Genomic DNA, 14,329 nt, shown 5'->3' with positions numbered 1-14,329 from the left:
CTATAGTTTGAATACTGGCGTAAAGTGAAATAGGATTCTCATACTCTCCTGGTATTAACTTTAGATGCAGATTGTTCAATTTGCGACCATGGAATTATTTTGGGATGAATTAATGTGAGGATCTACACAAAAGTGAGACCTACAACTACTACCCCGAACTGGAAGCAGAAGCCAAAGCAAACAGAAAGGCTCCTAACACTAAAGCAGCTTCTCCTCTAGGTTGTAGTAGTAGTTATGCCAACACCGAAACTGTATCTGAGACTATTGAAAAAGTGATCGGAGCCCGGGTTAGCAACACCTTTGCTGCTGAAGTTGCTAAAAGATACCGCCTACAAGAGGTCGAGAAAGCGGCCACGGCTTTGGCCGCTTATGCCGCCCAAGGTAAGCAAATACGAAGTGTAGAAGGTATGCTTCTCACGGCCCTGCGGGAAAAGTGGGAGCCGCCCACCCCGCTGGCGGCCCGGCCCCGGCCTGTGCCAATTTCCACAACAGACGACGATAAGTACAGGGATTTGTACCGTCTAGTCTAGGAGAGGAGACATTTAGCGTACTAAAATGCTTTTGGGCGGGGCCACCCTGCCCCGCCACTTTGCCAACCTTTAAAGAAATGTCTAAAACTCATTTACAAAAGTTTTAAAATTAGGTTAAAGTTGTAAATTTAACCGACGTATGGTAATATACAGGTGTAAACTATGCTAAGGGGGCGAGAAAGTGGGAAGGGTTTGCGTGGAGATAGACGGAGAGATTTGGAGGAAAATTTCAATTGTGGCCGCTAGTGAAAGAAAGCAAAAGAAAGAGGTGGTAAACGAGGCACTAAAGCAATTTTTGGATACTTATGTAGCTAAATTCCCTCAGGCGCCGGAGGAAACAAGGCCCTCTAAGAAGATTAAAAAAAAATAAAAGACCAAAAAGACCAGAAAACGAAAGGAGAATGATTAGCATGAAGAAAATTACCGTGTCGCTTTTAACCCTTGCCCTGGCCCTTATCCTGGCCGCAGCCGCCTTCGCCGCCGACGCCATGCATCCCAGGGTTTTAGTTGACGGCAGGGAAATTCATCCCGACGTGCCCGCTTATATCAACGAAGACAACCGCACTATGATCCCATACCGGGCCGTTTCGGAAGCGTTGGGCGCAACCGTGGACTGGAACGAAGCCGACCAGAGCGTTACCGTCCGGTATGAGGGGAGAACCGTAGTAGTCTGGATCGGGAAAAACACTTATACGGTTAATGGCCAGCAGAAGGTCATGGACACCGTGCCTGTAATCAAAAATGACCGCACTATGATTCCCTTGCGGGCAGTCGCCGAAGGGTTGGGGTGCGAAGTCCGATGGGATGGTATTAACTATATCGTATATGTAATAAGCCCGAAGGCAAAGAACACTGGAATTAAAGTAGGAGATTATCCTTCTCTACAAGGTTATCTCAATCTTTACAGCGATAATCCTTACTTGACTGAACGCCTCAAAAATTACCTAGTTTATGAACCGAAAACTTTACCTTTTGTTACTCCTTACTATGGTGTGGGTATATATAGCTACCGTATTATGGAACAAAAGTTTGACGTGGTTATGAATGAATATAGTAATTACAGTTTAGTAATTTAGAAAAAAAGACGGCAGTTTTACCCAAATTACACCTTCAAAAGATGCCTATACTGGTGCTGTTACTACCAATCCCGACGGCACAATTACGGTACATTATCCCCTTTATCATGCTGGGGAGTGGCTAGTCAAGCCTGAGGATATATCGGAAGTATATATTCGCACGCCAGAAGCATTCGTCAGACTACCATAGGGGGGTGGTAGGGTGGTCAATAGAAAGTCGGATAAGAAAAAAATAGGTATTCTGCTTCTATTGGCGATATTTGCCTGGGTTTCATTGGCCCCAACTTCGACCCTGCCGCTCCCACTGGAGCGCCGCCAGAGGAAATTGTTGCGAAAATTATCGATGTGGCCTATTTTGACATCTGGAAACACGCCAATGGGGTCTGGCAAGATACTAACGGCGATACCTATCCCGACGCACCATGGGGCGTAGGTGTGCAATGGGGCATAACTTACCACCTGCCGGACTGGTTGGTTAAGGATTATCATATCACCAGAATAGAGACTAAGAAGTACATTACAGAGCAAGATTTTCTTGATCCTCTAACTCGTGGGTGGCCTAAGGACAGGTATACATTATACAGCAGATTTGAAGGGGATTATTTGGTATATCTTTCCCAACAGTACGGCGTTAGCAGTTCTGACCGCCCCGACGCCAATGGCAATATCGAGCTGGTTTACGCACTAGTTTTAGCACCAAAAGAAAGAGCCCAAAACATCAAAGAGTCCTGGCAAGGCCCTAATGTAGAAGGCTGGCGCTGGTACATTCCCTGGACAATTACGGTCTACGGGTACAGAAAGGCCAATGTGACGGTACAGAAAGTAGAGGTTACTGACCAGAACGGAACCCCGGTGGCGGAAGCCACCAGGGGTTCCACCCCTGTAGTACATCAACCCGTAAAGGCCGGAGTGCCATATAACGTTAAGGTAACGCTCACCACTTCCGAGTTGCCGGGGGCTCAGTTAATAAATCTTGACGTAAGGGGAACCGAAGCAGAGTTAGGCGGTAATCACCCTGTAGAGATCGGAAGCGGCATAATACCTTCTATGATGTTTCCCGATCAAAAAGACGTGACTTTTCAATGGACGCCGCTTACGAATGAGAATAAAACCCTTACAGTGTATTACAACGGAGCTGAAAACGATCCAAATGGAGATTTAAACTCGGATAAAAGCGATGACTGGCTGTCGATTGATTTCGTTTTGGATCAGGTTAATCTGGCCGTAAACTATATCAACGTTCAGCCTTCACCTGCCCAACAGAATTCTTCGGTAGCGATCACGGTAGGAGCGCAGAACTACTCTAATAAAAGTATAAACACCACTTTAGTTGTAAGGGCCAACGGAAATGAAATAGCCCGGCAACCTGTAACATTACCAGCTTATGAGGCAAGGGATTACGTTTTTACTTGGGTTCCTCCGAACGCAGGTAATTATACCCTGGAGGCCGAAATTAACCCTGATAGAAATATTGCCGAAACTACTTACGCAGACAACAAGAAGACTACCTCTCTGGAGGTTAACCCACCTCCTGTAATATATCCCCTCTGCCAAAACACTAACGGCAGTTGGCAAGTTACCTACAACTGGCAGTATTGGGAGCCCCACTGCTGGAGGCATTGTACCGATGATGGCTGTCACTGGCATGGTTGCTGGAAGCCCGCCAGCAAGACGGTAACTTACCAAGAGCAGTTCCGGATCGTTGACGCCGTACTTTCGGCGAGCTGGCGGAGCGCCCTGGAGACGACCGACTTTCATATACGAAATGAAAATGCTAAGACCCTGGCCGGGTTCTACATGACCATGAAGGTAGTAACCGAATATCGTACTGATTGGGAGAGCAAAGTTCCTCAAAGCCCGTGCTGCCCGCCTGCCACGCCCTTCGGAGGAACCTACAACGGCCCGACCGAGATGCGGGTTCAGTGGCCGGACGGAAAGGTGACGATCTTAGAGCGCACCAGCCGTGAAGTCTACCAAGATGGTGACTGGTATGTGGAAAGATCGGTGTGGGAATTCCCACTTCGAGATACGACAACCGACGGTTGGCAGCGTTATATTTACAGCGACGAAAATACCAAAGAGGGCCTTTACGTGGCCCGGCTAACTTCAAATCAGGGCGGCAGGACGGGAGTTTGTGATGGCTTCGATTTCGGGGTTGAAATAACCTGTACCATGTATGACTTATTGAAAACGCACGTGGTGCAGTAGTAACGTTATAAAGTTATGCAATTATAACTGCATGACGTTAAATTTACGCAAACGCAAAATTTTGGCCTTTCTGGCGGGGGTTTTGGGCGGTGGATATTCTTCCCTACGTACCCCCGCCAGAAAGGCCGCTTGTAGGCCAAAATTTTTGGATTTAGAGGCGTTTTGGGAGAGGGGGTGGAGTGAGGATGGCGAATGGGAATGGGGCCGGGGCCACATTTGAAAAAATGCGTGATATACTCCTCCAAATCGGCCGTAAGTTTGAGAAAGTAAGCGTGCGTAGGACAAAGGCTGGGCCAATCGATCCTCTAACGTTAAAGTTAATGCTATTGGAACGTATGTTCGGAGGGATGCAAGACGTAATTCTAGAATTTTTGTCGTGGCTTAACCAGTGTAAATTTTGTTATAGGCAAACAGCTATGGAATTTTTTACTACTAAAGGCTTGGCAACAGGTGAGGCTGATTTCGTGTTAAACTTTTTGGTGGAAGCGGGTTTTCTATACGAATATAATCTATCCAGCGGAGAAAAAATATTCGGCCTAGATCTGGGCGGCGATGCGGCCCTGCGGGCGATGGGGGAACGCAGTAATTTCTGCATATTGCCTGTGCAAGAAATGGAAAAGTTGGCTTCGCTTGCTTTCGTGAGAAAATAAAATGGGCGGCCCGGAAGATGTCCGGGCCGTAAATATTTCATTCCCCTTCTGTGCTTGCCTATTTAATTACCCTTTCATATTGTACTTCCCCTGTATAACCCTTTTCGGTGCTTCCGAAGCAAAACTTGGCAAATGCTTGCGGGCTAAAGCCTGTAATCATTTTTGATTTCCCCCTCCCCCTCAAGACCAAGAGACCTTGAGGGACAAAGCTTCAACCGCCGGAAAATCATACTTGTTTCGGAAGCACCACCCTTTTCTTCTACCGCTTTTTCCAATTGCCCTAAAAGCCTTAAATCTGTACTTACTGTGCCGCACTTTACACCAATGGGGTAGCTGTATTCATGGTTTCCAGTTCCGTCTTTCTTTGATCATTTGTACTTTGCCATCTGCGCTTGTGGAGACAGAGTTCAAGACCACTGCATCTTCTTCTAATTTAGCTCCTATGAAAATACCCTCCGGTAGGTTAAAAGTATCGCGCTTCAGCAACTTTTCGCCTTTAATCGTATATACTTCTGCTTGAGAGCTCGTGCCTGAAAGATCAACCGCAATAAACTCCTTGTCTGTAAGCCAAGAGATGCGCCTGCTTCGAGAAATTTCGCCTTTCACGGTTTTGTCCTGCAGGTCGTAGATAAGGGTGAAAGGTTGTTCTTCTTTGGTTAATCCTTTAATCACGGCTAGGTATCTCCCATCAGGTGAAGTGTTAATCAGCTTGGCATTTTCAAAAAGTAGGGATGGAACACCGCTACGTAAGTGATAGACTCGATACTTGCCTTCAATATCCACATCATAGTAGATGGTATTTGTTAGCCCCCATGCTATCCGGTTGGTCAGCGGACCAGTGTTTACCGGCTCCTTAAAAGGATAAATTTGAGTGGCGATAACTTGGCGGGTGTTAAGATCTATGACCTTTATAACTCTATCATTGTTGCTGGTTTTACCTATTAGCGCCAGTTGAGTTTTATCAGGAGATACCTTAAAAGAGGAAGCATATTTTACTTCTCCCCAGAGGGGACGAAGATCCTCGACTTCACCAGAAGTCTTAATTAACTTCTCTCCATTTATCATGAACCCGTCCTTACTAAGCCATACTATATAATCTTTCGCTTCTGCCTCTGCTGGAGAGGCCATAAGAACTTTTTCCGGAACTTCCTTTTTGTTCCCTTCGGGGGTGGTTAAATAAACGTCATATACAATACTTCCATCAACGAAAAACTCAGGCTGTGTTTTGAGTTCTACTACATATCTGTTGTCAGGCGAAGAAAATACCATGTTTAGGCTATCACTTGGTTTGGGATAGGTAGGCACATTATTAACCAGCAATTTGTCTTCCATAAACGAGAAACCGTATCCCACTAATGCCACTGAAATAACGCACGTGACCAACAAGATAATGATTAAACCTAATTTCTTCTTGTAATACATCTTTCTCCCCCTAACATTTTTTGTTGAGTTCACAGAACTTCCGAAGCCTTAAGGCCTCGTTACTCTAAGTTATTCATCCATATCTTTGGGGAAACCCCTTTTTATGGCAAGGTTACTGTAGAGTGTCTCTTATCGTTGTTCTCGGGAATGCTATCAGAAGTATAGACCTTATTGGCAAAATTTAGAGTAACTGTTCCTGGATATGCTCTAGCTATATAATAATTTATGTCATAAGCTGTTTCATCAGGGAAAGGAGAGCCATTTTGCATTAACGAATAACTGTAACTTGCTCCATATCCAGACTCAGGTTTTGAGGCCCCACTTATTCTAATCCCTCGCGCCCAACCCCCACTGGAGTTTACAACTTTCCCATACAAACCTCTAAAGCCCCGAAATTAGATTGGACAATCTTCCAAATTCATGAGATTATAAGGTCAGGAGGTTGTTCAAGTGGAACGTCTGAAATTTACTGACGTCTATGACAAGCAGATTGTGGGCTATCATATTGGTCTAACCTGTGAAGTCAGACATGCCGTTGAAACTTTTCGAGCAGCATTATGGAAACGTCAGATTCTTCAAAGGAATTTACCATTACCCATCATCCGTTCGGATAATGGACCCTAGTTTGTAAGCCATCTGTTTGAAGCGGAGTGTGAGCGATGGAATGTCCTACACGAGAGAATACCGCCCAAGACACCGAATATGAACGCATATATCGAATCGTACCATCGGCTTCTTGAGGATGAATGCTTGTCGATGGGCGAGTTTGGGACCTATGCGGAGGCATATCAGGCGGTCGTAGAATTCGTTAGCCGTTACAACAACCGCCGGTTGCACTCCAGTTTGCACTACTTGTCGCCGGCCAAGTTTTACCGTCGTCATATTGAGACAGGATTGCAGCCCTGACATCCCGCGAGGGTGTGACGTAAATTGGTGCGTATTCGAAAGCCTTTGCCCCTTTAAAACTTGAAGAAAAATTGCGAGAGAGTTTAATGTCGGGTGCATATGTCCAATCTGCGGGGGTTAATCCGCTCCAAAAACTGAATTAAAGCTAGACAGCCACACGAAGTCTAAATACAGTAAGGCTAAACCAGTTATAATGCCTAAAATTTTAGCAACGCTATTGACCAAGGAAAAGAAGGCGCAAGCGGCCCGTAAATTACAGTTAGGTCCGGCATATCAGGATCTCGGGCTAGTATGTTGTAAACCTGACGGAAAGCCTTGGGACCTATCAGACCTCAGTCACAAGTTTAGAGCATTTATTGACAAGACTAGTCTTCCTCGCATTCGTTTTCATGATTTGCGCCACACCTATGTAACTATCATGGCTCAGGAAGTTCGGGTAAGTATCAACATAGTAGCCGATCTAGCGAGACACTATGATCCCGGGTTTACCGCCCGAACCTACGTGTATCCGAGTATGAATAAGTACTATCAAGCGGTGGATCAATTCGAGGCTTACATCCTGAGCGGGTTCTTTCCTGACGGCCAAAAAGAAAACCAGCTCTACGAAGCTGGTCAATGCTGATTAATATTTGCGGTTTGTTTGCGGTTGCCCTCGGCTCTGTGGCTGGCAACCGCCAGGCAAACCCGCAAAGCCTTGAAAAACCTAACTTTCTGGTGCCGAAGGCGGGGGTCGAACCCGCACGGCCTCGCGGCCACCGGATTTTGAGTCCGGCGCGTCTGCCAGTTCCACCACTTCGGCTTGTGTGCTTTTAATTTTAACATAGACTTTACGTTCCTGCAAGGGCCTAAAAGGATAAAGTAAGGGAGATGGCGAATAGGAAAAAAGCTGGAAGGTGGTGGGCAGCTGTGGTCCCTGATGAGGAATTGCTGGCCCGGAGTCAAAAGGGCGATATGGAGGCTTTTACCCTCCTGGTAGAGCGTTACCAGAAGATGCTCTACACCATTGCCTACCGCTTCCTGGGCAATGCCGAAGATGCTGGTGATGCCGCCCAGGAGGCCCTGGTGCGCGCTTTTAAAAACCTGCCAGGCTTCCGGGGACAGTGTTCCTTTAAAACCTGGCTGCAGCATATCATTGCCAATGTCTGCCGCGATGCCTTGCGCCGCCTCAGCCGGCGGCCCACCCTTTCCCTGGAGGGCTTGCAGGAAACAGAGGGGGTACCCTGGGAGCTGGCCACTTGGGGAGGTGTCCCTTCACCGGAAGAAATTTTCCTGGCCAGGGAAGGGGAGGACTATATACATAAATTAATCCAGGTTCTGACGCCGGAATATCGCATGGTAATAATCATGCGTGATTTGCAGGGTTTTAGCTATGGAGAGATAGCGACTATCCTGGGTTGTTCCGTAGGGACGGTGAAATCCCGCTTGAGCCGGGCACGGCAGTTTTTGCGACAGCACCTGATAAAGGAACGGGAACATTTTTTGGGGCAAAACGTCTATATAAGCAAAGGGGGTGAGGGGCGGTGAACTGTAACCATTACCGGGAACTCCTGTCATCATATCTGGACGGTGTCCTGACGGCAACCCAACGGCGGGCCGTGGAGAAACATCTGCGCCTGTGTAACTCCTGCCGGGAAGAACTGGAGGCCCTGCGTCAGACGGTGAACATTCTCCAGGCATGGTCGGAAGAAGAACTGGAACTGCCGGCCGGTTTTGAAGAGCGTTTGCGGTCGCGGCTTGAGGCGGCCTGCCGACCCTGGTACCAGCGCCTGCCGCAGTGGCTCTCCCTGGCGGCAGCGGCGGCCATCACAGTTGTGGTGGCTATTACTGCTTCTGCTGGCTATTTTCCCTCCCCTCTCCCATTCCAGGCCGGACAAGCAACGCCTGCGTCTATGCAGGGCGAACAAGAACAGGTGAAAGCTTTGCAAGCTCCGAGGGGTCCAGCGCCGGCAGGGGATCTCTCCACGATAGTTACAGACCAAGAAAACAAAACACCAGCACCAGCAATAACCCCTTCATGGGAAGAAACCCGGCCAGCACAGCCTCTGAGGCGACAACCGGCGAAGTCTACCAAACCCCAGCCAGTTTTCAACAGCGGGGAGAGAAATCCGATTGTCCAGGCCAGGACCAATGTTAGCTCCCGGAGACAAAACCCCAATCCGGCATCAGAACAGAACCATCAAGTAGGAGAGGGACAAAAATTACCTGGTGAACATATAACTGGCCCCCAGGACCAGACGTCCCCGGAGCAAATTATTCCAGGGGATAACAGGCTACAAATAAATAAGGATGAAGGAGAAATTTCTGCAACCGGTAAACAAACTGGGACGGGAACAACTTCACCGCCGCCTACCCCGCCTGATAACCTAACCGGGGAAAAGAATAGGGCCACCCCTGATGCCAGGATGTCCTCGCCAATTAATATTGATTCAGCAGATATATACCAGTCTTTGACGGTACCTGAAAAGGTATATAAGGAGGAGGCGCCCTCCAGACCACCCTCAAGTTAAGGGTGGTTTTTTGGTGTGAAGGGGAAAAGAATTGCCACCGGAAACAGAAAAAGATAAAATAGAAGCAGCGTTTTTAATAAAGAAGGGTGACGAATGCCTATAAAAAAAGGCAGATTGCTCCTGGTGGACGGCAACAGCATTATTCACCGGGCCTTTCATGCCCTGCCGCCGCTTCAGACAAGTGAAGGCCTTCAAACCAATGCCGTTTATGGCTTTGCCACCATGCTGCAAAAGGCCTTTGACCTGGTGGCGCCGGACTATGTAATTGTGGCCTTTGATTACAGCAGGGTAACCTTTCGCCACAACCTGTATGAGGAATATAAAGGAACGCGTCCGGAGACCGATCCGGAACTCAGGCCCCAGTTTGCCCTTGTTAAACGCCTCCTGGCAGCCTGGAAGCTGGCAAGCTGTGAAGTAGAAGGGTTTGAGGCCGACGATCTCATTGGTACTTTAAGCAGCAAGGGGGCAGCGGCAGGGCTGGAGGTTTTAATCCTGACCGGGGACCGTGATGCCCTGCAACTGGTAGATGACAGGGTTAAGGTCCTCCTCATGCGGCGCGGCCTTTCTCAGGTGGAATTGTTTGACCGGGAGACCATTAAAAAAGCCTATGGCCTGGAGCCCGGTCAGCTCATTGATGTCAAGGCCCTCATGGGTGATGCCTCCGACAATATTCCCGGCGTACCTGGAATAGGGGAAAAGACGGCCGTGCAGCTGGTTCGCCAGTATGGCGACCTGGAAGGGGTACTGACCCATGCCGCTGAGGTCAGGGGACGGAAAGTAGCTGCCAATCTGGTTGCTTACGCTGACCAGGCCCGCCTGGCCCGGCAGCTAGCTACCATTCGCTGCGACGTGCCGGTGGAACTTGATCTTGAAGCCTGCCGTCGTGAGAAGCCGGACTATGAGGCTGTCCTGGCCCTTTACAAGGAACTGGAGTTTAATAGCCTGGTCAGGGATGTCTTAAAAGGCATGCAGGAAGAGGGTGCCGGGATGGCTCCGGCAGCCACCGTCAAAACCCTAAATCTCCCGGAGCCCCTTATTTTGACCAGCCTGGAAGAACTGGCCAAACTTGCCGGGCGCCTGGCGGGGGAGCAAGAAGTTGCTATTGCCCTGGCTTTGAATAACGCCAATTATTTGGAAGCCGCAGCATTAGCCGTGGGACTGGCCTGGGAAGGGGGCGTGGCTGTTCTGGATACGGCGGAGGTACCAGGTTCTGGCCTGGCCCGGGCCCTGGCACCCCTGCTGCAGGCAGGGCCCATCTTTCATAATGCCAAGGCAGCCCTCGTCTGGCTGAAGGAGGCCGGGGCACGGGTTGCCGACCCGGGCGGCGACACCATGATCGCCGGCTACCTCCTTAATCCCACCGCCTCCCGTCATGATTTGCCGGAACTCTGCCTGGAACACCTGGACCTGGCCCTGGTGGAAGATGAATCTTTACTGCTGACCACTGCTCGGCGGGCGGCGGCCACCAGGCTTTTGCATCGGGAACTTGTTACCAAATTGCAGGTAGCCGGCATGGAGGAGCTTTACCGGGGGGTGGAACTTCCTCTGACCCGGATTTTGGGTGAGATGGAAAGTTATGGTGTGGCTGTTGACCTGGAAACCCTGGACATGATGGGTGCTGAACTGGAAGGCAATATTGTCGCCCTGACGGAAGAAATCTACCGCCTGGCCGGGGAAAAGTTTAATATTAACTCGTCGCGGCAGCTGGGGAATATACTTTTTGAAAAACTGGGCCTGCCGCCGGTAAAGCGGACCAAGACCGGCTTTTCTACCGACGCTGCCGTCCTGGAAGAACTGGCCGCTAGACACCCCATTGCCGCCAAGCTGGTGGAATACCGCCAGCTTACCAAGTTAAAATCCACCTATGTGGACGGGCTGAAGCCCCTGGTCAATCCCAGAACGAAGAGCCTCCATACCACCTTTAACCAGACGGTGACGGCTACTGGCCGCCTGTCCAGCAGCGAGCCCAATTTGCAAAACATCCCGGTGCGCCTGGAAGTGGGTCGGCGCCTGCGCCGCGCCTTCGTTCCCCATGCTCCCGGCCGCCTCCTTCTGGCTGCTGATTACTCCCAGATCGAGCTTCGGGTTCTGGCCCACATCTCCGGTGATGCCGGCATGATTGCCGCCTTTCGCCGGGGGGAAGACATCCATGCCCGGACGGCAGCTGAAGTCTTTGGTGTTCCCTTAAGTGAAGTGACACCGTTCATGCGGCGCAGCGCCAAGGCCGTGAATTTTGGCATTGTCTACGGCATCAGCGATTTCGGCCTCAGCCGCGACCTGGGCATCAGCCGCAGTGAAGCCCATGAATATATTGAGCGTTATTTCCAGCGTTACCCCGGTGTTAAGGCTTACATGGAAGAGGTCGTTGCCAGGGCGCGGCAGGATGGCTATGTAACCACCCTCCTGGGGCGACGCCGTTACCTGCCGGAACTCTTCAGTTCCAACCATACTGCCCGGAGCTTTGGGGAGCGGGCAGCCATGAATACTCCCATCCAGGGCAGCGCGGCAGATATTATTAAAATCGCCATGGTTAAGATTTTCCGCCTGCTGGAGGAGCAATACCCGGCCGCCCGGATGATTCTCCAGGTTCACGACGAATTGATCTTTGAGGTCCCTGAGGAAGACCTGACGGCAGTAGCCGACCTGGTAAAGGAGAATATGGAGAATACCCTGGAACTCCAGGTCCCTCTCCAGGTGGATTTAAAATACGGCCCTAGCTGGTATGATATGGAACCGTTAATGAGATACGGAGCCATGATTCTGGAGTGAAATGCGATGCCCGAACTACCGGAAGTAGAAACCATTAAACGTACCCTTACTCCCCATCTCCAGGGGCAAACCATTGCCGGGGTAGAGGTATACCACCCCGGCGTTATTGCTGTACCCGATGCCGCCACTTTCATCGATTTGCTGACAGGTAAAATAATAACCCGTCTCGACCGCCGGGGGAAGTATCTCCTTTTTTACCTTACAGCCGGCTATTGCCTGGTGGCCCATTTAAGGATGACCGGACGCCTGATCTTAACGGCGGCGACCGGCCCCGTACTGCCCCATACCCATGTGGTTTTTCACCTGGCCGGTGGTGGTGCCTTGCGCTGGGTGGACAGCCGCCGTTTTGGGCGCCTCTACCTGGGCAAGGAAGACGAGGTAACGGTAGCGGCCGGGCTGAAAAAACTGGGGCCGGAACCACTGGACCCGGCCTTTGATGTCGCCACCCTGGCAGCCATCTGTGCTGGCCGGCGCCGACCGGTAAAACAGGTCCTCCTGGACCAGCACCTCCTGGCCGGTATTGGTAACATTTATGCCGACGAGATGCTCTTCCTGGCGGGGCTCAATCCATTTAGACCGGCGGCTTCGCTGACTGAGAATGAACTGGTGCGCCTGCACCGGGCCATGCAGGCCGCGTTAGACCAGGGTATAGCCAATTCCGGCACCTCTTTCCGGGATTACGTCGATGGCCACGGTCAGCAGGGGAAAAATCAGGATTACCTCCAGGTTTACGGTCGCGCCGGCCAGCCCTGCCGCCGCTGTGGTTGCACCCTTGAACGGGTGAAAATCGGCGGCCGGAGCACCGTGTTTTGTCCCACTTGCCAGGTTTAAATGACAGGCACGTATCCCCCCTGCCACCCGTATATTACTGTATAGAAGACATAAGGGTAAAAGGGTGGGATAAACTACCATGTTACTGGCAACGCTACTTTTAGCCTTAGCCGCCAGCCTGGATGGCCTGAGCGTGGGGTTGTCTTATGGCCTGAGGAAAATAAAGCTGCCCTGGCATTCCCTGGGTTTGATCGCCCTGGTATCTACGGCCGCCAGCTTGCTGTCCATGGCCGGTGGTCATATCGTAACCAGAGTATTCAGTCCAACCCTTGCCGGCCGCCTGGGAGCTGTTATATTATTAACCCTGGGACTAACCATAAGTTTTGAAGCCTATCTGAAAAAAAGCGAGCCGCAGCCGGCAGAAAAAACTTTAGTCAAATTCCGCCTGCCCCGCCTGGGCCTGGTGATTCAGATTCTCAAGGAACCTATTCGGGCTGATATGGATTTATCTGGAAGTATTAGCAGCCAGGAGGCCCTGACCCTTGGGCTGGCCCTGGCTTTGGATGCCGTCGGAATAGGTTTTGGCGCCGCTGCCGCCGGTTTTTCCCTCCTGCTGACACCGCTCTGCATTGGTTGTTGCCAGCTACTGCTGGTGCAGGCAGGTCGCTTCCTGGGGCAGCGCTGGCAGCCAGAAAGACTGGGCTGGCGGGGGGCAGCTCTGCCGGGTTTAATTTTAATCGCCATAGGACTGTGGCGATGGTAGGAGCAATGGAGATGTTTATTATCGGTCTTACCGGCGGTATTGCCAGCGGAAAAAGCACAGTGGCCGGGATTTTAAAAGAACTGGGAGCTATAGTCATCGACACCGACCAGGTGGCCAGGGAGGTAGTGCTTCCCGACAAGCCTGCCTACCGGGATATTGTCGCTGCCTTTGGCCGGGGGATTTTGCAGCCAGACGGCCATTTAAACAGGCGGGCCCTTGGCCGGATTGTTTTTAGTGACGCTGTCGCCAGGGAATTGTTGAATGCCATTACCCACCCCCGCATCCGGGAGAAAGTCCAGGCGCAAATAGCGGCTTTACGCCAAACTGACCCGGAGGCGGTGGTGGTTATTGAGGCCCCCCTCTTAATTGAAGCAGGTATGGATGATATGGTGGATGCCATCTGGGTGGTAACCGCACCGGCAACGGTGCGGTTAAAAAGATTAATGGAACGGGACAACCTCTCGCCGCAAGAAGCTGAAAGCCGTCTCCGGGCACAGATGGGAGAAGAAGAAAGATTGCGTCATGCCGCCCGGATCATTCCCACCGGTTGTGATCTTGACGCCACCCGTGCCACCGTCCTGGCAGCCTGGCGGGAACTCCAGCGAGCAGGAAGATTGTCATGGAAAAAGTGAGGGGTACTTCATGATAAAAACTTGGCGCCGTTACCTGTGGCTGCTGGTAGTGGCGGCGCTCCTTTCTTTCCTCCTGCCTCGGGCGGTGCGTGTCT

General features: G+C 50.8%; 15 protein-coding genes and 1 tRNA gene. 14 read left to right on the top strand and 2 right to left on the bottom strand.

What is annotated here, in order from left to right:
• The first annotated feature begins 272 nt into the window (after window positions 1-272).
• The 5 genes from E308F_RS15595 to E308F_RS15575 all read left to right on the top strand — a co-directional run bounded on the left by E308F_RS15595 (window position 273) and on the right by E308F_RS15575 (window position 4,464).
• A complete protein-coding gene (locus E308F_RS15595) occupies window positions 273-530 on the top strand; it encodes a hypothetical protein (RefSeq protein ID WP_141265844.1) in 258 nt (85 codons plus the stop codon).
• 181 nt (window positions 531-711) lie between these two features.
• The gene (locus tag E308F_RS15590; protein ID WP_141265843.1) at window positions 712-900 is read left to right on the top strand and encodes a hypothetical protein; all 189 of its coding nucleotides are present in this window, start codon (window positions 712-714) and stop codon (window positions 898-900) included.
• Between the two features lie 40 nt (window positions 901-940).
• The gene (locus E308F_RS15585; RefSeq protein WP_172613992.1) at window positions 941-1,606 is read left to right on the top strand and encodes a copper amine oxidase N-terminal domain-containing protein; all 666 of its coding nucleotides are present in this window, start codon (window positions 941-943) and stop codon (window positions 1,604-1,606) included.
• 345 nt (window positions 1,607-1,951) lie between these two features.
• The gene (locus E308F_RS15580) at window positions 1,952-3,814 is read left to right on the top strand and encodes a CARDB domain-containing protein (protein ID WP_141265841.1); all 1,863 of its coding nucleotides are present in this window, start codon (window positions 1,952-1,954) and stop codon (window positions 3,812-3,814) included.
• 185 nt (window positions 3,815-3,999) lie between these two features.
• Window positions 4,000-4,464: a hypothetical protein gene (locus E308F_RS15575; protein ID WP_141265840.1), complete on the top strand. Its 465-nt coding sequence runs from the start codon at window positions 4,000-4,002 to the stop codon at window positions 4,462-4,464.
• Window positions 4,465-4,803: 339 nt separating this feature from the next.
• Here E308F_RS15575 and E308F_RS15570 read toward each other — a convergent pair whose 3' ends face one another.
• Window positions 4,804-5,886 (bottom strand): hypothetical protein, encoded by a 1,083-nt coding sequence (locus tag E308F_RS15570; protein ID WP_141265839.1) that lies wholly within the window; start codon window positions 5,884-5,886, stop codon window positions 4,804-4,806.
• A 450-nt stretch (window positions 5,887-6,336) separates the two neighbouring features.
• Here E308F_RS15570 and E308F_RS16045 point away from each other — a divergent pair, with 450 nt between their 5' ends.
• From E308F_RS16045 to E308F_RS16350, 3 genes are all read left to right on the top strand, one after another.
• Window positions 6,337-6,510, top strand: a complete 174-nt coding sequence (locus E308F_RS16045) for a hypothetical protein (protein ID WP_172613991.1) — start codon at window positions 6,337-6,339, stop codon at window positions 6,508-6,510.
• 12 nt (window positions 6,511-6,522) lie between these two features.
• On the top strand, window positions 6,523-6,792 hold the full coding sequence (locus E308F_RS15565) for an integrase core domain-containing protein (RefSeq protein ID WP_307722593.1): 270 nt from the start codon (window positions 6,523-6,525) through the stop codon (window positions 6,790-6,792).
• A gap of 193 nt (window positions 6,793-6,985) precedes the next feature.
• Window positions 6,986-7,414: a tyrosine-type recombinase/integrase gene (locus E308F_RS16350; RefSeq protein ID WP_141265837.1), complete on the top strand. Its 429-nt coding sequence runs from the start codon at window positions 6,986-6,988 to the stop codon at window positions 7,412-7,414.
• Between the two features lie 90 nt (window positions 7,415-7,504).
• Here E308F_RS16350 and E308F_RS15555 read toward each other — a convergent pair.
• Window positions 7,505-7,591, bottom strand: a tRNA-Leu gene (locus E308F_RS15555).
• A gap of 107 nt (window positions 7,592-7,698) precedes the next feature.
• On the opposite strand from E308F_RS15555, the gene E308F_RS15550 reads away from it, so the two are divergent.
• From E308F_RS15550 to coaE, 6 genes are all read left to right on the top strand, one after another.
• Window positions 7,699-8,316 (top strand): RNA polymerase sigma factor, encoded by a 618-nt coding sequence (locus tag E308F_RS15550; RefSeq protein ID WP_141265836.1) that lies wholly within the window; start codon window positions 7,699-7,701, stop codon window positions 8,314-8,316.
• Window positions 8,313-9,299, top strand: a complete 987-nt coding sequence (locus E308F_RS15545) for an anti-sigma factor family protein (protein ID WP_141265835.1) — start codon at window positions 8,313-8,315, stop codon at window positions 9,297-9,299. The genes E308F_RS15550 and E308F_RS15545 overlap by 4 nt, the downstream gene beginning before the upstream one ends.
• Before the next feature lie 93 nt (window positions 9,300-9,392).
• Window positions 9,393-12,068, top strand: a complete 2,676-nt coding sequence (polA, locus tag E308F_RS15540) for a DNA polymerase I (protein WP_141265834.1) — start codon at window positions 9,393-9,395, stop codon at window positions 12,066-12,068.
• A gap of 6 nt (window positions 12,069-12,074) precedes the next feature.
• Window positions 12,075-12,899: a bifunctional DNA-formamidopyrimidine glycosylase/DNA-(apurinic or apyrimidinic site) lyase gene (gene mutM, locus E308F_RS15535; protein ID WP_141265833.1), complete on the top strand. Its 825-nt coding sequence runs from the start codon at window positions 12,075-12,077 to the stop codon at window positions 12,897-12,899.
• A 79-nt stretch (window positions 12,900-12,978) separates the two neighbouring features.
• Entirely contained in the window at window positions 12,979-13,602 is a 624-nt protein-coding gene (ytaF, locus tag E308F_RS15530) for a sporulation membrane protein YtaF (RefSeq protein WP_141265832.1), read from the top strand.
• Window positions 13,603-13,613: 11 nt separating this feature from the next.
• Window positions 13,614-14,234 carry a dephospho-CoA kinase gene (coaE, locus tag E308F_RS15525; RefSeq protein WP_141265831.1) on the top strand — a complete coding sequence of 207 codons (621 nt, stop codon included), beginning with the start codon at window positions 13,614-13,616 and terminating at the stop codon, window positions 14,232-14,234.
• Window positions 14,235-14,329 lie beyond the last annotated feature (95 nt).

This window comes from Moorella sp. E308F, assembly GCF_006538365.1.
Lineage (GTDB): Bacteria > Bacillota > DSM-521 > Neomoorellales > Neomoorellaceae > Neomoorella.
This window is presented reverse-complemented; position numbering and strand designations above follow the sequence as displayed.

Bases quoted from the DNA above. Each gene is read 5' to 3' on its own strand.
- mutM (WP_141265833.1), top strand. From the start codon at position 12,075: ATGCCCGAACTACCGGAAGTAGAAACCATTAAACGTACCCTTACTCCC.
- polA (WP_141265834.1), top strand. From the start codon at position 9,393: ATGCCTATAAAAAAAGGCAGATTGCTCCTGGTGGACGGCAACAGCATT.
- E308F_RS16350 (WP_141265837.1), top strand. From the start codon at position 6,986: ATGCCTAAAATTTTAGCAACGCTATTGACCAAGGAAAAGAAGGCGCAA.
- E308F_RS15570 (WP_141265839.1), bottom strand. From the start codon at position 5,886: ATGTATTACAAGAAGAAATTAGGTTTAATCATTATCTTGTTGGTCACG.
- ytaF (WP_141265832.1), top strand. From the start codon at position 12,979: ATGTTACTGGCAACGCTACTTTTAGCCTTAGCCGCCAGCCTGGATGGC.
- E308F_RS15585 (WP_172613992.1), top strand. From the start codon at position 941: ATGAAGAAAATTACCGTGTCGCTTTTAACCCTTGCCCTGGCCCTTATC.
- E308F_RS15575 (WP_141265840.1), top strand. From the start codon at position 4,000: ATGGCGAATGGGAATGGGGCCGGGGCCACATTTGAAAAAATGCGTGAT.
- coaE (WP_141265831.1), top strand. From the start codon at position 13,614: ATGTTTATTATCGGTCTTACCGGCGGTATTGCCAGCGGAAAAAGCACA.